A 19344-nucleotide genomic window follows, 5' to 3' on the forward strand; every position below is an offset into this window, starting at 1 on the left:
AATTCCTACTGAATTGATAAAACTTATGAGGAAAACAGAAATTGAAGATAAGAGTTCTCCTTTGATTTTCAATCAAATAGGTGAACGGGTGAAAATGATGTTTCTGTCTAGTGATGAGACTGCTCATTCTCCATATTCTCTTATTGCCGGGAGATATCCGAAGAATATATTGTGGGATAGATATAATTATGCTCTGGATACACACTTTTATACTTCATCGAACATTTTTAATATTAAAAACGCGTCAGCTAAAAAATATGCAGTTCTATTAGAATCTCAAGTTATTATACCTCATATTTATAGTAAGGCGAAAAAGAACATAGCTTATCTGAATGATAATTTTGTTAAGGTATTTACATACTCTCCCGAGCTACTGGATAAATTATCTAATTCGGAATTTATTCCCGCTGGAGGGGTCTGGTATGGTACTGATTTGTGGGGAGGGGCAGCAGTCGAATATGCGGATAAAAATAAATTGATATCAATGGTCGCATCAAATAAATCAATGTGTCGAATGCATATTTACCGAAAACAAGTTGCGAAACATCTCATTCCAAATGACAATGTTGATGTTATGGGGAAAGTTGTAAATCGGTACGTTTCATGTGAGGATATTTATAGAGATTATATGTATTCAATTGTAATAGAAAATACGATTGAACCATTCTATTTTACAGAAAAAATTCTAAATTGTTTTGCTTCAAGAACCGTTCCTATATATATAGGTGCGTCAAGAATAAAAGATTTTTTTAATTCGGATGGCATTATTCAAATTGAAGATTTGTCTATTGAAGCTATCGACCGAGCATTGAAACAATGTAGCGATAAAGATTATTGCTCAAGGAGAGATGCCATAGACGATAATTTTAATCGTGTGAAAAAATATCTTTGTACAGAAGATTTTATTTGTGACAAACATCTTGAAATACTATTGTAGTGTAAAAATAGAAGAATGAAGATCATTGTATTTCAAGGAGGATTAGGAAATCAGATTTTTGAGTATGCGTATTATTCTTATCTCAAAAATAAATATAAAAATGAAAGTTTTTTTGCCTATTATCCCAAGGCAGCATTAAAACGTCATAATGGATTTGAATTAAGTAAACGATTTGAAGTGGAAATGCCTCCTACCTCTTTTCTTACGAACTTGCTGGGAGGGATTCTTTTTTATCTTAATAAGATTTTTAGAAGGTTAGGCCTTTTACCATGGTTTATTAATGATGATAGTGGACGGCATGAAGATGCGTTGCTTCATGATGGATATATGCAGGATCGGAAATTTATTGGAAATAACTTTTCATTGTTATTTAAATCTTTAGAATTGTCAGGAAAGAATATTGAACTAATTAAACGGCTGAAATCCGAGAATTCTGTATCTATTCATATAAGACGAGGGGACTACTTATGGCAAAAAGAAGCTGAAATATTTGGTAATATTTGTACGGATGAGTATTACAAAAGGGCAATACAGGCAGTTTGTCAGACAATTGATAATCCATTATTTGTATTTTTTTCTAATGATCCTGATTATGTAAAAGAGCTTTATAAATTAGAAAACATGCTTGTTGTCGATTGGAATACAGGTGAGGATAGTTTTATTGATATGTACTTAATGTCTAATTGCAGGTCTATGATATTGGCTAATAGCACTTTTAGTTATTGGGCAGCCATGCTTAATAATAATGTACAAACTGTTTTCTGTCCTCCTAAATGGTCGAATGTGGACAATCCTCCTGAAATTATTATGGATAATTGGATAATAATTAATTGCTCCTAATATGAAACCCTTAATTTCGATAATTGTTCCTGTCTATAATGTGGAAGCGTACTTAGCTAAATGTGTAGACAGTATTTTAGCGCAAACATATACTAATCTTGAAATAATTCTTGTCAATGATGGTAGTTCTGATGGCTGTGGAAGAATCTGTGACGAATATGCAAAACAAGATAAGCGTATAAAGGTTATACACAAACAGAATGGAGGATTGAGTGATGCTCGTAATGTGGCGATTGATGTAGCAACTGGTGAATTCATTACTTTTATTGATAGTGATGATTATGTTACTGATGACTATATAATGACGCTCTATTCATTGATAGAGAAATATGAGTGTAAAGTTTCAATTGCTTTGTATAATACTTTTGTCGAAGGTTCAAAACCTAAAGTGGTTAATAGGGTTTATAGAGAAGATTGCCAGACAAATATAAAAGCTATAGAAGAGATGTTTTATCAAGAGAAATATGATACGGCATCATGGGCAAAACTTTATCATAGTTCTTTATTTGCTACAGGAATTCGCTATCCAAAAGGCATAGTTTATGAAGACTTGGCTACTACTTATTTGTTGATATTTCAATCTGATAAGGTGGCATTCTGTAATAGAAGGATATATAATTATTTATTACGAAGAGACAGTATTGAAGGGTCATCTTTTAGTTCTAAGAAGATGGATAGTGCATTAAAAGTATGTGAATTGATGGAAAGTCATTTAGATATTCTTGGTAAAGTAATGCAAGCATATCAATGTAGAATGATGAGCTTCTTTTTTCATCTTTTACTTAAAATGCCAGATGGCTATGAACATCGTAATATGCTTTACAAAAGAATAAAGGCAATACGTTGGTCTGTTTTATGTAATAGTAGGGCAAGGAAAAAAGCACGTGTGGCTAGTTTGCTTTCCTATTTGGGATTGGGGAGCGTGAAAGGTGTGTTTCATTTGATAGATAAGAGATAAGGGAGGATATGGATAAAATAAAAATAATGCATATCGTGCAATCTCCTGGTGGGGTTGCTCGTTATCTTTCTATGTATTTGAAATATTCGGATAAGAATAGATTTGAACATATATTGATTTGCTCTTTGGATTATAAAATAGAAAAGATGGAATATTTAGCCGAGCATGTAGAATACTTATCTATGGGGAGACAAATTTCTATAATAAATGATGCAAAGGGAATTTGGGCTATACGGAAATTTATAAAAAAGTATATGCCAGATGTCATATATATGCACAGTAGTAAAGCTGGTGCTTTAGGAAGATTGGCAGATATCGGATTTAAAAATATAGTTTTATATAATCCTCATGGTTGGGCATTCAATATGAATAACATATCTGTAATCAAAAAAAAGGTGTATGCATTGATTGAGAAGGTGTTAGCTTATAAAACTAATATGATAATAGCTATTTCTGCTTGGGAAAAGGAGAGTGCTATAAAATATAAAATTTGTTGTTCGGATAAGATTCATATTATACCTAGTGGTGTTGACGTATGCTTGTATGATGAGGAACGAGGTAGATATGACTTAAATAGGAGCAAATTGAAGATACCATTAAACGCTTATATAATAGGTATGGTAGGAAGAATATCTTATGGTAAAGGCCCTGATTTATTTATAAAAGCAGCTGCACTTATTAAAGAAAAAATTCCTAATGCTTTTTTTGTTATTGTTGGAGATGGTGAAGAAAGGGCATCTGTTGAAAATTTACTTTCAGAGATGAGACTAAAAGATGACTTTCTTATAACTGGGTGGGTTTCTAACCCGATAGAATATATCCAACTCTTCGATCAAGCGATGTTATTAACTCGTTGGGAAGGGTTTGGATTGGTGTTAACAGAATATATGTTGGCAGAAAAACCTATAATTACAACTAGAGTGGGAGCAGTTCCTGATTTAATGCAGCAAGGAAAAAATGGCATAATGATCGATGTCGGAGATATCGAAGGAATTGTTGAAGCCTCATTTAAGTTATATACAGATAATCAATATAGGCAGACACTAGTATCTAATGGACGTTCAACTGTGCGAAATTTATATGATATACGCTGTACTGTAAAAGAACATGAACGTTTACTTATGAGTGCGAGATATTGATGATTAAAAAAAATAAGAAATGGTATAAAATAAAATGTTGAGATGTAATAAACACGTGAGTGTTTCGTATGTGAGATGAAAAAAATGTAGGTCCCTAGCTTCATGCTGTAAACAGTATGATTCTCCTACATTGTGGATTGGAAATCGTACGACGGTACATTTCTGATCTACGCCCTGACATCGGAGGTTAAAGCCGATGTGAATTTCCCACTATATCAACTGTCTGTGAAGATCGTTGATATTTTTTTACTCTCATTATACTGGATAATAATATCAGTTTTCTTTGTTTATATGTTGAAATATTTGTAACTTTATAGCATAGAAAACAGTAATAAAGAAACGATGGAACATTCAGACTTTGTAGTGAAATGTTATAATAAACAAGAGTTAGCCCAGATGTATTTTCCTGATCTGACGATTCGTGCTTCGGTCAATAAACTTCGGAGGTGGATGAGGAGATGCAAGCCGTTGATGAATGAAATACTATCTACTGACTTTCATCCGAAGACAAAGGCATTTTCTGTGAGAGAAGTGCGGCTTATTACCTATTACTTGGGAAAGCCGGGGGAACTGTAAATGATATAAACATAAAAAAGAACTACGGGAGACTGCACTTTCGCGAGCTCCCGTAGTTCTTTTTATATATTCATATACTCTTTTCGACTGTCAAAACAGGGACAAGCCTTATGAATCGAAGCACTAAGTTGATAATGTCCCAGGATTTGCGCATCCGGATATTGATGTTTGAGAATCGTCAACAAGTCAAGTAGCGCGAAGCGCTGCGCCTGTGTTCTCGTATCCGCCGGACGACCTTCTTCATCCAACCCACCTTCATAGCAAATTCCAATACTATGCCGGTTGAAACCTCGCACATGCGCACCGGGCTCCGATACCGGGCGACAATGGTGAAGTTCTCCATTACGGGTGATGTAAAAATGATACCCTATATCCTTGAAACCTCGTTGCAGGTGACATTGTCGAAGCTGCTTTACGGTGAAGGAACCATTGCAGCGCGTCGCGCTGCAATGAATCACCAACAACTTAATCTCACGTGGGAGATAGTTTTCTTCTGAATTTTCCATATCGGTCAGCAGGAGATTAATGTCCCACGCAGGACGTTACACCGATAGCCGAAATGATCGAAGTCGCGATAGTTACGATAAACTGGAGAATGTTTTTCCAAAGTTGCTTTTTCATATAAATTTGAATTAAAGAATAAATACTACTGATACATTATGAACTCAAGAACCAGTCAACAACCGGTTGATTAAGCTGCCGGGTCCGGAGCTTCCCCGCTGCCGGAACCTCCCTGATTATCATCACCGCCATCATCAGGAAGCGGATCTTTATCCGAATCAGTGGAAGAATCACTTTTATACAATGTATAATCCAATGTCTTACACAACTTGCGGAGATCACTACCCGGATAGAAGAGCACTTTGCCCTTATCAATGCATGATGCCTTGAATTCCTTTGCCGTATCGGTAGGAGTACCGGTCTTGATACTCATACGGAAATTACCCAGGTCACCCATCTGGACGATATTTCCTTCATCCAGTACATTGACGATTTCGAGCAAAAACTCACCGATACAACCTTCCAGTTCCCCTTTGGAATAAGAAGAGCGTTCAGTGATACGTTTACAAACTTCCTTGACCGTCACTTTACGACCGCTACGCGCCACTGCATAAAATTTCGGAGTTTCACTAGGTTTCAACAGGTTCTTACGAGCCATGAGAGTGTAATTCTGTGCCATAACTTTTAATTTTAAATCATTAATTTTTAATTGTTTAATTGCCTTGTAATCGATTACATGACAAAAGTACTACATCGGGAAAGCGGCATGACGCATAATGACGCACACAGGCGCACAGATAAAAAGAAAAAACATCGGGAGATTTGTATCGAAACTTCCCAATGTTTGATTTCAATCATTGAGATGTTTTTTTCAAATCTCCCGATGTTTTTCCGGGCCCTCCAAAAGGACAAAAGGACAAAAAGGACAGATGTGACTATTGCTCATTCATCTTGGTATAGGAACCATGGGATATCTTATTGATCTTTACTCCATTAAGCGATTTTAGCAGACGTGTTACCTTACGATGGTTGAAATCGTATTTTGCGCCAATCTGAATCGCTTCATCTGTCGTGAAACTGTCGGGCAACTCTTGAACAAAATTACGAATAGTGTCCGGATTCTTCAGTGGACGGACCGAAGGAGACGGCATGGATGAGTGCAACAACCGGCTATGCTCGTAACAACATAGAACGATTTGAAGAGAACGCTCAAAATCAGCGTCCGTGCAATAAATCTCGGGAGAAAGATCGGTTGTTTCAAATTGCCGGATACGGGTCTGGATCATACTGATACGCATCACCAGAAAAGCATAGCGTTTCACTACGGCTTGGAGGTCATCGTTGCCTTCCAATGCCACCTCGGACAGCATACGTGAGAAAATCTCATTCAGACGGTTCCATTGCAGGCGGTTGAAATGAAAAAGAACCGGATGAGCCAGACAGAAGTGATATAATTCGGAGACACGATGCGCAATCGGTTTGAAAGAATCTTCCAGTGAGACGCAGTCGTCGCCCATTTCTTTCCAGTGCGGAGCTTCGCGGAAAGTGTAAATCAGGGTGCGGCTGGGCAATCCGTTTTCGTAGCTGCTCAATAGGCCGTCTATTTGTCCGGGAGTACCCGTCAGCAACAAAGCCAATTTGGGATGGCGTATATAGATCGGAATGAGGCCGTTGGCTTTGTAGGAAGAATCTATATTTTCGTGCTCAAAAGCCTTGCGGAGCATATCGTCGAAATTGCCACAATCCAGATGATTGGCTGTGGATAGCGTTTGTGCCTCCGTGTCGAAAATGATACTTCCCTGTGGACCGTTGTCCTGCATCTGCATTTGCATGCGGGTATAGCTGGTAGTAGCAGGAATGAATAGCATTTTGAAAGGAGGTCGTTGCGGTTCTTCGGAGCATGCTTCTCCTTTCTTTTTCTGTTTTTGATATTCTGATTGCCAGTTATTATGTACAGTTTGGTAGTTTTTCATCATAGATTCACTGGTAGACAGGATTTCTGAATGTATTTCTTCCAACAGGTATCGTCCGGTTTGGGCGATGCTTTTACCACTGGCGGCAGGCGAAAGTATGACACTGAATATATGCGTGGAGTATTTTTTATGATTATAAATTCCGAAAGTCTGCGGAAGTGCTGCGCTCAAGGCCGTGAGATCGGAAAGGAGAGCGACATCTTGTTCGCGTTCGCTTCCGTCTTCAATGATACAGTCATTTAATAGGTCGGGAAGATTATTGTACAAACTGCGGGGAAATAAAGGAGTTCCTTTTCGGAATTCTTCTCCCAGCCAATAGGCTTCGTCGTCGGTATCGGAATTTTCTGCAGTACTATATTGTCTTTTTGTCCTTATGTCCTTTTGAAAAGAAGGGGCGCTGGCCGGAGAGGAAGCGGGTGCATGTTCATTAACTTGTTTATATCCAGACGATAAAACCTTTGTTAGTTCTTCGGGACGAAAATCCGTGTGCTCGAAAAATACAGTAAGTTCGCGTAATATGCTTTTCTGGGGATAGTGTCGGCGGCAGGCTTCGCAGGCAAGTTTGAAGACGTTGGAATGGCGCTGACCGGCTGTTAGCGGATGAAAGAAAATATAGGACGAAATAAATTGGGCGATTTCTTCTTCAGACACGTTTTCCGGAGTATTATCCTGAAGGGGAAAGGGAGGAAGCACTTCATTTTCAGAGAAAGTGTTTGTTTCTTCTTTTATAAGTGGCTCCAACACAAATGCCTGATAGAGCGCCGCAACATATCCGTTGGGGGAATAACTGAAATAACACATGCGACTTTCGTCCTTGCATGCCGGGTCACTCTCCAATCCCAGCAGTTGATTGTAGTAGCGGCTCACTAGTTGCTGCCCTTCACGATGGCGGTTTTCGATACCTTCTACATAGGCGAAAACTTTCACTCCGTCGGTAGGGCTTTCTATTGCCGCTACTGTGTGGGGATCTGCCGCACAACGTTGGATGACTTGAAGACGATCTTTTACATGATCGTAATCAAGTCCGACAATATGGCTGGGGAGAAGAAAGTTTTTGATAGCGTGCGCTCCGTCGAATGTGCCTGCCGGAGTGAAGCAGGGGAGTTGGTTTTTCAGCTTCTGTGCCGCGGCATGGTCTCCTTCTGCATAGTACCGCCGAATAGCGTTTATGATGGAGGCATAGATCGGATGAATGCACATAATAATGACTTCAAGGAAAGACATGACTCGGGGCTTTTTTGAATACACATTTTCGTAAACCGAGACTTTGATTTCTTCTAAAACTTTCATATAAAATTGTTTTTGTAAGATTGAGCTACCTGACTATCAGATAACGGGAACAAAGGTCGGGATATTAAAAATAGGGTTGCTTCCCTATGTGGATAGCACTTGATAAAGCAAATAAAAAATGAAATATTATAATTTATTAATCATAGAATGACATGGCAAAAGAAAAACAGGAACCTTATGAGTTTTTAAGCAATTTGGTATTGGCTTTAATGGATATGGATCGTATTTTCAGTAACAGTTTTTTCATAAGCGAATTCGCTATCTCTCCTAAAACATTAGGGGAGATAAGGCGGGGAGAGGATATGTGCATTTATCAGTATGTACGGGTGATCCGGTGTATGACGAAATATCTTCATTTGATTATTCAGCTGGATATGTTGCTGAAGGAGTTAAGAATCGTACTGTCTTCCCATTGTGACTTGGTGGTCGCTACGGTTCCGCATCGTTCTTGCGGAACTTGTCAGCCGACAGAATGGGTGGCAGTGATGCATTGGGATGGAGTGAAATTGTGATTTCTACAGAAAATAGGGCATTTTTTCAATCTTTTTGCCCGATTTCTTTCTTTATTTAATTTTTTTTATATCTTTGCTTTCATATTGAGAAACACGGATAAAAACTCACTTATTTATTCATATAAATTTAATAAATTATGTTCAAAGCTCCTTTCTCATTTGACGGGCGTATTCGTAGAATTGAATATTTCCTGTCGGGCATTATCGGTGGTATAGTTTCCAGTATTGCATGGGCACTTGGTGTAGGTACATTTATTTTGGGTGCTGCCAGCGGATCGGCCGGTGGATCAGTATTTGGTTTATTGATCGGTCTTGCTGCTATGATTGCTTCCATTTGGTTCTCTTTGGCACAGGGTGTGAAACGTCTGCACGACTTAAACAAATCCGGTTGGCTGATTTTGTTGTGCTGTGTGCCTATCATTGGTTGGATTTTTGCATTGTATATGTTGTTTGCAGATGGTACGGTAGGTCCTAATCCTTACGGAGCAGATCCGAAAAACCGTATGCCATATCAGGCACAGCCTGCTTCTGTAAATGTGACTGTAAACGTTTCAAGAGAAGAGGTGAAAGTTGACAAGCCGGTGGAGGATGCTCCCGCACCTGCAGAAGCTCCAGCGGAGGAGAATAAAGAAAAAGCTGAATAATCTTATTAAAGAAGAAATAAGAAAGCCTCTTGCAAAATTCGTTTTGCAGGAGGTTTTTTGTTACTAATCTGTTTGTTATTCAATATTTTGTATAAATTTGTAGAATAAATAATCAATCTATCGAATATGTATATGTTAAGCACAGTAATCTCTCAAACTGGTGAATGCAATGCACAGCACGCGACAGACCCTTGTTTTTTAAATCAATGGGGATATTCTACCCTTTTGTTAATCATTATCGGGATAGGTTTAGTATACCTGCTTTTTAAGAAACGGAAATTCTTAGTGGATAACCTGAAATGGATTGCAGGTACGGTATTTATTGCAGGTTTCCTGATATATTGGTATGCTTTTAATGAGGGAGGGAGTGACAGTAATTCGATAGCGTTGGCGTTTAGGTCTGCTCTGTCTTCTATGGAAATGTTCGCTTCGCATTCCGATCTTTTGGAGGTTCCTGAAGATCTGCATCATGATCCTTTCTACATGACGATATTTTCTGTGATACATTTCCTGGCCGTTATAGTGAGTGCGGTTTTTATCATCAAACTGTTAGGATTCAGATTTATCTCATGGGTGCGGTTATGTATGGCGAATCTTTCAAGAAAGAAGAAATGCCGGCTGTTTATTTTCTGGGGTGTCAATGATAATGCGATATTGCTGGCTAACAGCATAAGAAAAAAAGCGGCAGAGCCCAAGGGGAAGAATGAAGAAGGATGGGAGAATTGTAAGTTCATTTTCGTGAGGTTGCTTTCTGCTAATGAAAGCAGTTCTCATGGCCGGTTCACATTCAGTCATTTCTTTAATTCGTCTCATGACGGAACTGAAAAATTTATAGAAAAGATAGAAGAGCTTGACGGCATACTGGTTAACTCTAAATTTGGAATCACAGGCCGGGTTATAGATAAAGTCAAATCGGAATTTGATTTATACAAATATCTCGGATTGAGGAGATTGGGAAACCTAATCAAGAAGTACCCGCAGGCAACTTTCTATTTCTTGTCTCCCAATGAAGAACTGAATCTGGAGGCGGTGTCTGTTTTTAAGGAAATAGCGAAATGTAAAGAAGATAGAGTCCATAATCAGGTTCAGATTTATTGCCATGCGCGTAAGAACAACCAGAACCAGAAGTTGGAAATATGTGATGGGTTGAAACAGCAGATTCATATCATCGACTCGTCTAATCTTGCTGTATTGCAATTAAAAAAGAATGTGAGGAATCACCCCGTGAATTTTGTAGATGTCGATACATCGAAGGCTTGTGTAAAGAAACCTTTTACGTCGATGATTATTGGCTTTGGAGAAACAGGACGTGATGCATTTCGTTTTCTATATGAGTTTGGGGCATTGATCGATGTAAATGGCAATAGGAACCCTCAAAAAATATATGTGGTTGATGAACATATGGATGAATTGAAAGGTGATTTTTTAATGAAAGCACCTGCCTTGAAGGAGAGGAAAAATGAGTTGGAATGGTGTGAAGAAATGTCTATCCATTCCGAACGTTTTTGGGAAAAATTTTCTGAAATCATTCATGATCTAAACTATATTGTAATTGCTATAGGAAATGATAATGAAGGGATGGCATTGGCGATTGATCTCTACGAATATGCCTATCGATATAGAAAGGATTGTTTCAATGATTTTAGGATTTATCTGCGTGTCAATGGAAGTTGCAACACCATTCAGCTGAAGCAAATAAAAGAGTATTTTAATATTTATGGCAATACCCGGGATGTAATCATAACTTTTGGAGCGCAGGAAGAAATATTCTCGTACGATGTGGTATCGACAGATGTGCTTGAAGTATTGGCAAAGGAATTTTATTATGCATATCAGAAAATTATGATTGACGCAATGCCTGAAACGAATGAGAAGGAAATTGAAGAGAAGAAGAAAGCGAAGGAAAGCCTGAAGCAAACAGCGGAAGAAGAATGGAATGCGCGTAGAGAGGCATTGCAGGACAAGCATAGCTTGAATGCACAAATTAAATTGGCTTATCAGGAAGAGCAGGATAGGGCTAATGTATGGCATATCGATACCAAAAAGTTTTTAGCTGGGGCCATGGGAGAGGATGGCAAAGATAATAAGGAAAGATTGAAAGAGATGGTTGAGCTGACGCAGCGTGATGCCCATACATTGAACTATTCTAAGGTTTGTGACGTTGTTTCCAGTACATTATTTGATAATTTGAGTAAGTGCGAACATTTGCGTTGGAATGCATGTATGGAACTGCAAGGATTTGTAACGTGTGACGGAGATAAAGACTTTCAGCAGAAGAAGCATAAATGCATCGTCGATAATGATATTTTAAGAAGTAAATATCCGGAAACCATCCCTTATGACCAGTGTGTGGTTGAGCTAAGTTTTAGATTGAAAAAGAACTAACTATATGACAGATCAGGAAATAGTCGACGGATTAATCAATCGGGATGAAAAAATCACCGATTGGTTTTTCAACATAAAATATCGTCCGTTGTTTATCAATGTAATTAAGCTGATATTTGATTACCAGGTTGATTACGATGAATGTATCAGCGAACTCTACTATCATCTAATGAAGAATGATGCTGCCGTTCTTCGTAATTTTGAGGGACGTAGCACCATTGGAACATGGATTAAGATTGTGGCAATTCGTTTTTTCTGTTCCCGGAAAAAACGTGAACAGATGATAGAAGACGAGAGTAAAGAGCCTCTTTATGAGCAGAATCATGAAGAAGAAATAGACGACTCTGAATCGAAAATAGCCGCAAAGATTGATTTGGAACGTTTGTTCGATCTGATGTCGAATAAGCGGTATGTGATGGTCATCAGGGAATTAGTACTCAAAGAGGTCGAACCTGAATTTTTAGCATTATCTATGGGAATAACTGTTGCTAATCTGTACAATATTAAAAAGCGTGCGCTGGCAGCATTGGCTCACTTAGCTATGAATGATAAGAAGAAGTATGAAAACAAAAGATAAAAATATGATAACCGAAGAATTGTTGGCTGCTTTTGAAGAAGGTAAGACGAATGCTGAAGAAACAGCTTTGGTACTTGAATATCTGGCGACTGATGAAAGTTTGCAAGAGGAATTTATCTTGTCTCAACAGTTGGATGCCATGATGGGAGCTGATGATGAAGAAACGGACTTCCTGCCAATGGCGCAGATGGCAGCCAAATCGGAAGGTAATCTTTGTGATTTCCAGTGTGAGCAGTTTATTTTGAAACGTAGAAAGATTGAATATAATTCGGATGAACTCTCGGAGGAGGCCAGGAATAACAGTTGGTTGAGGGAGAGGGGAACTCCTTTGCATAGTGTAGGCCGCCTGCTCGAACAACGCGGATTGATTGTGATGCGCAGTTATGGTTCCAGTATTGACAGTGTCATACGTGCCCTCAAGGCCGGACATGATGCGATTGTTGTGGTAAATAGTTGCCGGTTGCCGGAAAATAGCGAGGAGGAAATTGCTTATCATGCAGCAGTAGTGCTTGACGTAAATGAAGAGGAAGTGACGCTTTATGATCCTGCAACAGGAGAGGAAAGTACGGCCTATCCCAAGGATCACTTTATTGCGGCATGGAATGATGCAAAAGCGTATCTTGCGAGAGTGAAAGTGCCTGATCTGGATTATAATCCGCGGCCTATTGATCTGGAAGATGTTGAATTGAGCACTGATTTGATTGAATTGCGTGAAGCCATTGCTGAAAATGCGCATGAAGTCTGGGCCGACCAGCGTCAGGAAGAAGGATGGACTTATGGACCGCAGAGGGATGACGAGAAGAAAGAGACTCCGGACATGGTGCCTTATTCCATGCTTCCTTATTCGGAAAAAGAATATGATCGACGTATGGCGTTTGATACGATCAAGCTGATGAAAAAGCTGGGGTATAGTATTATCAAACAGGGCGATACGGCTCTTCATAATGAGCTGATGAGAAAATTGAAGAATGAAGGTGATGCCAAAGTCTGTGAATGTGGTGCGTCTATTTTTATGGACCAAATCTATTGCAGTCATTGTGGTAAAAAGATAGATTGGAAATTGTTCCGCTAATATATAAATAATGAATCATAAAATGAAAGAGTATATTCCCAATCCGGTGAATACAGGACATATCCAACTCCCGAAGGAGTTGGAATACCTGGTAGAAGAAATGGCTAAGAATGTTCATGAAGTCTGGTCGAAAACCAGAATAGAACAAGGTTGGACGTATGGAAAAAAGCGGGATGATGTGTTGAAGCAGCATCCGTGCCTGGTCCCGTATGAAGAATTGCCTGAGGAAGAAAAGGTGTACGACAGAAATTCTTCGGTGGAAACCTTGAAACTGATTATGAAACTAGGGTTCAAGATCTCGAAGGATGAGGAATAGGCGATCTGCCTGCATCCAACAAGATAAATGGTGCCCAATATTTACTGTCTGCATATCCGTTCTCACGAAGGTACTGTTGCGCTTTGATAAGAGCCTGTCGTTCGGATAACCCTGAAATGATGTTCTCATAGAATTTAGTCATGAGAAGCATGGAGGCCTGGTCGTCAACAGCTGAAAGTGTCATGAGGATGGTTTGTACTCCTGCATTCTTAAAGCCTCGTTGAAGACCGAAAAGACCATCCGCACCAAGAGTACCTTGACCGGTGTTGCAGGCAGAAAGAACAACCATACGACAACCGCGGAGGTTTAGTGTACTGATTTCATCTGCACGGAGCAGTCCGTCGTTATTCTCTTCCGTGGCATTGGCGCCGGACATAATCAGGAAGCAATGCTTCATCGCATCATCGGCTTCACGTTGCTTCAATTCTTTATAGTCTCCGTGAGTAGCTATGTGAATCAACGAAACAGCTTTGCCGTCGAGTGCCCGGAACTGCTTTTCAGTTCCGTTTTCACCTACGAATAGATTGGTTTTAATCTTCTTTTCTTTCAACAGGGAATTTACGTTATTTACTTCATTGAGCGTATATGGTAACTCATGATACCCATTCTGTCCGTTACGGAATTTCCCGGAGTTATGATCTGTAGAAACAATATTGCGAACTTTGGTTGAAGCCATTTCGTAGTCTAATCCTCCGAAAAGTGCGGCTGATGAGTAGTTCAGCGAAGCTCTATCGAGTGCGATTTCTTTTGTTGACGATAAACGATAGACGGCTTTCTGGAATGCTAATGGCAGGTTACCCGCTCCATACGGAAGATATTCTACGGGTAGCTGATGAAGTATCCCGTCAGGTGAAAAATAAATAGTATCTGCTTTGCTGATATATTCATCCAGCGCTCTCCAGAAATGTGCCCCGTTTTCGGTTGCGGTGAAAGCCGTAGACGATTGCATCTCTTTCGATAGCAATTTCTGACTCATTAACTTGATTGCGGTGGGAGACGTGTCGCCCGGACGAAGTACAAAAGCGGCCAGGTGTTTGTCCGGAGCTAGTAGTTCATCGTCTATGAGAGCAAATTCTATGGCGATGGAGTTTCCATGCAGATGCTTTTGTACGTCTTGCCATTTGACGGAAAGATAACGGGTATAGTCGCCGAAATCAGTAGATTTTCGCATCAAGTCCAGTTGCAACTGTTCATACTCCTCTTTCTGGCGGATGATATTTTTTCGTGCTTCCGTCTGATTGGTTGCATTCGGGAGTTCACTTTGCATGGATAAAATTTGTTCCGCCATAAGGGTAGCCTTGTTGTATTGGTTGAGCAGGGATTTATCTCCCGAAGCGCGGATCAGAGACTCCAGTTCAATAGACGAATTGAGCATAATACCTTTCGAAAACAATAATGCATCGTAACCTAACCGGGCAAAACGTTGTTTTTGTTCAGGTGTACCTGTTGCGGCGATATTGGCTGCACGGAGGGGAATACTGTCCAGTGAGGAACGGATATCCTTCCAGAATGCCAGGCGTTCATCGGCTTTCGAGAGACGGAAAAGATTACGCAGCGCGGTTGTTTCGCCGGAGAGGAAAGGTTCCATATAGGCTAATGCCTTGTCGGTCTGTCCTTGGGTATAGTAGATGTCAGCGATAGTCCCTAATGCGGAGACATACATCAAACCGTCTTCTCCCCATTGCAGGCGATAAGCGTCCAATTGTTCAAGATTCTCTTTCAATAGCCTGTTTAAAACCGCCATTCGTTGACGTTCGGCATCCTGTTCTGTCTGCTTGGCTGCTGTCTCATTGCCCATCATGGTGTGGCAACGATTCAGACTGCTAAGTGCATCCTGATATTTTACATCACTGCCGGGAAGAATTTTGTAAATGTCTGCAGCCTGTTGGTAGTTTGCTGCTGCTTCTGCATATTGTTTTTGTCGGTATAAGATACTGCCTCTGGAACGCAGAATTTCCCCCATCTTATCTGACTTATCACCCGTCGGAAGCTGTTTTTCGGCTTTTGCAAGTATTTCGAGGGCTTTTCCATATTCCTTGGTGAATCCGTAGTTACGGCACAATGCAATGGAGGCGTCTACATATTTGTCCAGTTTGTCCGGCAACATCTGTGCATAAACCGACAGTGCCTGATTGAGCATACGATTGGAGGCCTCATACTTGGCGGCAATGCTATAATTGAGTCCGCCCAGATAAGATTCCAATGCAAATTTAGCCTGTTCGGCAGGATTGTTGCGAAGGATGTCTGCTGCCAGTTCGTAGTATTCGCCGGCAGATGCGTGATCTTGTATTCCGGAAAGAAATTGCGCATAGTTGTGGCGTACTTTAAAAACAATCTCCTTATCAGTATTCACATTGCATTTCTTTAAAGCATCCAGAAAATGTGCCCTTGCCTTATCATTGTTACCTATGCTGGCAAAATACTGGGCACGCTCGGTCAGGCAATCAGGTTCGTCGCAAGGCTTTTCCAATTCTTTTTTATTGTGAGCTTCTACCAATTTCATGTATTCCAATACTTTCGGCTGATTGTTCAGTTCCACGTAGATGGATGATATCCAATCGAGAAGTTGCTCGTATTCTTTTGAATCGTCAGGAAAGATGTTGAAGGCCTGCTCATAATAAGTGACTCCTACATCTTTACGTCCCGACAGGTAGTACAACGAACCTATCTGCTGGAGTTGACGGGCAACTGAAAGGGACTTTTCGCCATACATCTTTTTACTGATGGCTATTTCCTCTTCTACGATGGCACTTGCTTTGTCCATTTCTCCTAAAGCTATGTAGCAGCGGGCGAGATTGATATGAAACATGAATGCCTGTTCGGGACGGGGCTGAATGCGACTGCACAGTTCCCATGTCTTGCCATGAATTTCTGCTGCTTTAGGATAGTCTTTTGCAACAGTCAGGTAGTAGAGTCCTGTGTTGTTCAGGGAGGAAATGTATTTGATATTTGTTTCGCCCAGTATGGTCTTGCGCATATCTGCTGCCATTTGTGTATAGGTTAGTCCTTCGGGACGTTCCAGATTCAGATAACAACGGCCGAGAATGTGCAGGCAGGTAGCGCGTTCCGCACTCTGTGTCTTTCCTGTTTTGACATATAATTCATCCGCTTGTTTCAGTTTGGTAATGGCAGTTGGGTAATCTTGTTTACTTTCTAGTTTTTGAGCTTCTTCAACCAGTAGGTCGGCTTGGCTTGTAGTCTGTGAGTAGGCTGTCAGACATAGACAGGCTAATAGAGATAGAATGAATTGTCGCATATAATAGAGATTTTAGTGGATTAAAATAAGATCAAGGCAAAGCTCCCGTCTCTCTTGCTTTTATTGGTGATCGAGACGATGATTTTATATCGTTCATCCGAGCTAACCTTTTCTTTTCGGAAGGGAAGACCTTTCCGGACGCTGTCATTACATTTGTATTCCCGTTCACTTTTCGATTGATAACCGATTGTCTTTATTTTCCAACTGAAAGAGCGATTCACCTCTGCCACACAGCCTATCTGCGAGGTTCCCGAACAGCTCGGAATCTCGAAAGTACAGGTCTGACCGGCAGCCACCATTTTGGTATCTAATCTTACTTTGTTGGCGGAGTCCTTATCACCTCTCATCCTCGCTTCTGCTGCATACTTGTCCGCAATTTCATAGATTGTTTCATTATCAACGCAGGCTTGAATGAATTCGTAGTCAAATACCAGATGTCCTTTCAGGCTCAAGACATCGCCCTTGGTTTGTTTGACGGTTAATGGGATAGGGGCTGCATCACGCAGCGTTTTGCTTACTGCCAGCAGTTGTTCGCCACTGGCAAAGCCGCCGTCCAATGCTTCACATGCTTTCTTACAGGCGTCGAACACCGTTTCAAAGGGTGTCGTTGTCTGTGCATTGGCACTCATTTGCCCTCCGATGGAAAAAAACAGGAGGATGAATACTCTGAAAATAGTTTTCCTGCTCATTTTTATTCTGCATTCATAGTGTTATTGAATAGGATTAAGTACCACACGAAATCCGATATGTGGTTCTGATGTATCGTAAGTCTGTACGCTACGATGGCGAATGTCCATATCACGTTCGTTGGCCAGGTAGCTGCCTCCTCTCACTATCTTTTTATGGTGTCCGGGATTCTCTGCCGGACCTTGGGGATCTGTGACCCGTGTATTTTCATACCGGCTCATCCAGTCTGTACACCATTCGGCGGCGTTGCCTGACATGTCGTATAAATCGAATCCGTTTTCGCGTTTCTCGCCAACGGGATGCAGGCGTTCATTGGCATTGGAGGCATAGTAGGCTACATCACGAATGTTGTCTGAACCGGCATAAGGATAGCTTTCGCCTCCGGCTGCTGCATATTCCCATTGCGCCTCCGTAGGGAGAGAAAAAGGTAAACCGGTGAGCTTGTTCAGCTTCTTGGTGAAGGCCTCTGCGTCATTCCACGTTATATGTGTCATAGGCAGCGTGCCTTCTTCTGTAACAATGGAGTCATTCATAATGGCATACCACAACGAACGTGTTACTTCGTATTTACACATATAATAATCGGAACTCAATATAACGGTGTGCTGCGGTGAGTCATATCCTTTACCCGTAGCCTTTCCCATGATGAATTCTTTGTTTTTGGCCGGAATCAGCAGCATATTGTTCATCATCTCCACCAGGGAGCGGAGCTGGGGCAGTGTGATTGTGGGATTCCATTTTACGTCTACCCATTCTTTCTCTCTGTCTTTTATATCCCTGTTTCCGGTGTTGTTTACGGAAGCGCGTCCGTCATTCCGGAGTGCATTGAATTCATGCAGGATGGAGTCGCATGTAGATTTCAAAGAACTGTCCGGGTATTTCTTTATGAAACTACTATAATCGTCATAAGTGCGGCAATCCTTGAATTCCAGTTTTTGTTCTGCCGTTCTTTGGATGGAAGTATAAGTTTTGCTTCCTACTACTATTAATGATAGAGCAATGAAAGTCATCACAAGCCATTTGGCAGATACATAAGAAGTTTTTGATAACATTTGTTTCAGGAGGTCACCCTTTATATCTTTGAATCGGGCTACTCGTGAGTTACTGTAAAATACAGCTTGAAAATCTTTTAATCCGCTAATGTCCGGTGGTAGTTGCAGGGTGGCGAAATCATAGCTTTCACTTTCCTGCGGAGCAATCGGAATGATATTTATCTGTTTGGGGGTTCTACTCCGGCGGTGTAACGCACGGCCTAATTCTATCCGGACAAAATCGATTTCTCCGGTATGGCTGATCTGCTTAATTTCCGTTTCAAACTCTTCATAGGTCAAGGATGCCATCCGTTCGTAGAAAGCCACTTCTTCCATGTCCCATGTTGCTTTTTCGCCTGTCTCGACCGCTTCTTCATTGAGCGGACGGATCGTTGTAAACGTCTCCGGCACCATAAACATAATGAAGTCTTTGCACTCATCAATACGGCGAATCAACTCAACATCAAACCGACCGTTTAAATTGTCTTTATCAAAGCTCACCCTTTTGCGGAATCCGGATTCTTCCAGCATCAGTTGTAGCATTTCAGGCTTGTCGCCCGAACATCTTTTACGGTAACTTATGAATATGTCGTAATTATGCTTGCTCATCAGCTGCTAAGATAATAAAAAGAAACAGATTTGTCAATCTT

At 40.6% G+C, this 19344-nt stretch carries 18 protein-coding genes; 11 read left to right on the top strand and 7 right to left on the bottom strand.

Annotation, left to right across the window (positions count from 1 at the left end):
• The first annotated feature begins 25 nt into the window (after positions 1-25).
• The 5 genes from KSX81_RS20530 to KSX81_RS20550 all read left to right on the top strand — a co-directional run bounded on the left by KSX81_RS20530 (position 26) and on the right by KSX81_RS20550 (position 4450).
• Positions 26-937 (top strand): glycosyltransferase family 10 domain-containing protein, encoded by a 912-nt coding sequence (locus KSX81_RS20530; RefSeq protein ID WP_195530095.1) that lies wholly within the window; start codon positions 26-28, stop codon positions 935-937.
• Between the two features lie 15 nt (positions 938-952).
• Positions 953-1777, top strand: coding sequence for an alpha-1,2-fucosyltransferase (locus KSX81_RS20535; protein WP_118418232.1), 825 nt, complete (start codon positions 953-955; stop codon positions 1775-1777).
• Between the two features lies 1 nt (position 1778).
• A complete protein-coding gene (locus KSX81_RS20540; RefSeq protein WP_118418233.1) occupies positions 1779-2735 on the top strand; it encodes a glycosyltransferase family 2 protein in 957 nt (318 codons plus the stop codon).
• 8 nt (positions 2736-2743) lie between these two features.
• Positions 2744-3874, top strand: coding sequence for a glycosyltransferase family 4 protein (locus KSX81_RS20545; protein ID WP_118418234.1), 1131 nt, complete (start codon positions 2744-2746; stop codon positions 3872-3874).
• A 342-nt stretch (positions 3875-4216) separates the two neighbouring features.
• Positions 4217-4450, top strand: coding sequence for a DUF4248 domain-containing protein (locus KSX81_RS20550; RefSeq protein ID WP_004296628.1), 234 nt, complete (start codon positions 4217-4219; stop codon positions 4448-4450).
• Positions 4451-4512: 62 nt separating this feature from the next.
• On the opposite strand, the gene KSX81_RS20555 is transcribed toward KSX81_RS20550, so the two are convergent.
• From KSX81_RS20555 to KSX81_RS20570, 4 genes are all read right to left on the bottom strand, one after another.
• Positions 4513-4956 carry an N-acetylmuramoyl-L-alanine amidase gene (locus tag KSX81_RS20555; RefSeq protein ID WP_004321221.1) on the bottom strand — a complete coding sequence of 148 codons (444 nt, stop codon included), beginning with the start codon at positions 4954-4956 and terminating at the stop codon, positions 4513-4515.
• A 16-nt stretch (positions 4957-4972) separates the two neighbouring features.
• Entirely contained in the window at positions 4973-5071 is a 99-nt protein-coding gene (locus tag KSX81_RS20560; RefSeq protein ID WP_004303901.1) for a smalltalk protein, read from the bottom strand.
• A gap of 70 nt (positions 5072-5141) precedes the next feature.
• Positions 5142-5630 (bottom strand): HU family DNA-binding protein, encoded by a 489-nt coding sequence (locus tag KSX81_RS20565; protein WP_004296631.1) that lies wholly within the window; start codon positions 5628-5630, stop codon positions 5142-5144.
• Positions 5631-5886: 256 nt separating this feature from the next.
• Entirely contained in the window at positions 5887-8214 is a 2328-nt protein-coding gene (locus tag KSX81_RS20570; protein ID WP_118418235.1) for a DUF3987 domain-containing protein, read from the bottom strand.
• A gap of 152 nt (positions 8215-8366) precedes the next feature.
• On the opposite strand from KSX81_RS20570, the gene KSX81_RS20575 reads away from it, so the two are divergent.
• The 6 genes from KSX81_RS20575 to KSX81_RS20600 all read left to right on the top strand — a co-directional run bounded on the left by KSX81_RS20575 (position 8367) and on the right by KSX81_RS20600 (position 13720).
• A complete protein-coding gene (locus tag KSX81_RS20575; protein WP_004303898.1) occupies positions 8367-8726 on the top strand; it encodes a hypothetical protein in 360 nt (119 codons plus the stop codon).
• Between the two features lie 137 nt (positions 8727-8863).
• Positions 8864-9370 (top strand): DUF805 domain-containing protein, encoded by a 507-nt coding sequence (locus tag KSX81_RS20580; RefSeq protein ID WP_004303897.1) that lies wholly within the window; start codon positions 8864-8866, stop codon positions 9368-9370.
• Between the two features lie 126 nt (positions 9371-9496).
• The gene (locus KSX81_RS20585) at positions 9497-11755 is read left to right on the top strand and encodes a hypothetical protein (protein WP_195401770.1); all 2259 of its coding nucleotides are present in this window, start codon (positions 9497-9499) and stop codon (positions 11753-11755) included.
• Positions 11756-11759: 4 nt separating this feature from the next.
• A complete protein-coding gene (locus KSX81_RS20590) occupies positions 11760-12332 on the top strand; it encodes a sigma-70 family RNA polymerase sigma factor (RefSeq protein WP_004296637.1) in 573 nt (190 codons plus the stop codon).
• Positions 12333-12336: 4 nt separating this feature from the next.
• A complete protein-coding gene (locus KSX81_RS20595) occupies positions 12337-13404 on the top strand; it encodes a RyR domain-containing protein (RefSeq protein ID WP_118032914.1) in 1068 nt (355 codons plus the stop codon).
• Between the two features lie 22 nt (positions 13405-13426).
• A complete protein-coding gene (locus KSX81_RS20600) occupies positions 13427-13720 on the top strand; it encodes a RyR domain-containing protein (protein ID WP_032843712.1) in 294 nt (97 codons plus the stop codon).
• Here the strand turns inward: KSX81_RS20600 and KSX81_RS20605 are convergent.
• The 3 genes from KSX81_RS20605 to KSX81_RS20615 are packed head-to-tail and all read right to left on the bottom strand — an operon-like array spanning position 13695 to position 19303.
• Positions 13695-16976, bottom strand: a complete 3282-nt coding sequence (locus KSX81_RS20605; RefSeq protein WP_217725975.1) for a CHAT domain-containing protein — start codon at positions 16974-16976, stop codon at positions 13695-13697. The two genes, KSX81_RS20600 and KSX81_RS20605, sit on opposite strands and share 26 nt — an antisense overlap.
• Before the next feature lie 20 nt (positions 16977-16996).
• Complete coding sequence (locus KSX81_RS20610; RefSeq protein ID WP_004310258.1) at positions 16997-17665, bottom strand: hypothetical protein; 669 nt, start codon at positions 17663-17665, stop codon at positions 16997-16999.
• A gap of 21 nt (positions 17666-17686) precedes the next feature.
• Positions 17687-19303 carry a formylglycine-generating enzyme family protein gene (locus tag KSX81_RS20615; protein ID WP_195401768.1) on the bottom strand — a complete coding sequence of 539 codons (1617 nt, stop codon included), beginning with the start codon at positions 19301-19303 and terminating at the stop codon, positions 17687-17689.
• Between the last annotated feature and the right edge of the window lie 41 nt (positions 19304-19344).

Origin of the sequence: Bacteroides sp. MSK.18.37, assembly GCF_019129155.2 — a bacterium.
Lineage (GTDB): Bacteria > Bacteroidota > Bacteroidia > Bacteroidales > Bacteroidaceae > Bacteroides > Bacteroides ovatus.

Coding starts and splice junctions, on each gene's coding strand:
- KSX81_RS20530 (WP_195530095.1), top strand. CDS start 26: ATGAGGAAAACAGAAATTGAAGATAAGAGTTCTCCTTTGATTTTCAAT.
- KSX81_RS20535 (WP_118418232.1), top strand. CDS start 953: ATGAAGATCATTGTATTTCAAGGAGGATTAGGAAATCAGATTTTTGAG.
- KSX81_RS20540 (WP_118418233.1), top strand. CDS start 1,779: ATGAAACCCTTAATTTCGATAATTGTTCCTGTCTATAATGTGGAAGCG.
- KSX81_RS20545 (WP_118418234.1), top strand. CDS start 2,744: ATGGATAAAATAAAAATAATGCATATCGTGCAATCTCCTGGTGGGGTT.
- KSX81_RS20550 (WP_004296628.1), top strand. CDS start 4,217: ATGGAACATTCAGACTTTGTAGTGAAATGTTATAATAAACAAGAGTTA.
- KSX81_RS20555 (WP_004321221.1), bottom strand. CDS start 4,956: ATGGAAAATTCAGAAGAAAACTATCTCCCACGTGAGATTAAGTTGTTG.
- KSX81_RS20560 (WP_004303901.1), bottom strand. CDS start 5,071: ATGAAAAAGCAACTTTGGAAAAACATTCTCCAGTTTATCGTAACTATC.
- KSX81_RS20565 (WP_004296631.1), bottom strand. CDS start 5,630: ATGGCACAGAATTACACTCTCATGGCTCGTAAGAACCTGTTGAAACCT.
- KSX81_RS20570 (WP_118418235.1), bottom strand. CDS start 8,214: ATGAAAGTTTTAGAAGAAATCAAAGTCTCGGTTTACGAAAATGTGTAT.
- KSX81_RS20575 (WP_004303898.1), top strand. CDS start 8,367: ATGGCAAAAGAAAAACAGGAACCTTATGAGTTTTTAAGCAATTTGGTA.
- KSX81_RS20580 (WP_004303897.1), top strand. CDS start 8,864: ATGTTCAAAGCTCCTTTCTCATTTGACGGGCGTATTCGTAGAATTGAA.
- KSX81_RS20585 (WP_195401770.1), top strand. CDS start 9,497: ATGTATATGTTAAGCACAGTAATCTCTCAAACTGGTGAATGCAATGCA.
- KSX81_RS20590 (WP_004296637.1), top strand. CDS start 11,760: ATGACAGATCAGGAAATAGTCGACGGATTAATCAATCGGGATGAAAAA.
- KSX81_RS20595 (WP_118032914.1), top strand. CDS start 12,337: ATGATAACCGAAGAATTGTTGGCTGCTTTTGAAGAAGGTAAGACGAAT.
- KSX81_RS20600 (WP_032843712.1), top strand. CDS start 13,427: ATGAAAGAGTATATTCCCAATCCGGTGAATACAGGACATATCCAACTC.
- KSX81_RS20605 (WP_217725975.1), bottom strand. CDS start 16,976: ATGCGACAATTCATTCTATCTCTATTAGCCTGTCTATGTCTGACAGCC.
- KSX81_RS20610 (WP_004310258.1), bottom strand. CDS start 17,665: ATGAGCAGGAAAACTATTTTCAGAGTATTCATCCTCCTGTTTTTTTCC.
- KSX81_RS20615 (WP_195401768.1), bottom strand. CDS start 19,303: ATGAGCAAGCATAATTACGACATATTCATAAGTTACCGTAAAAGATGT.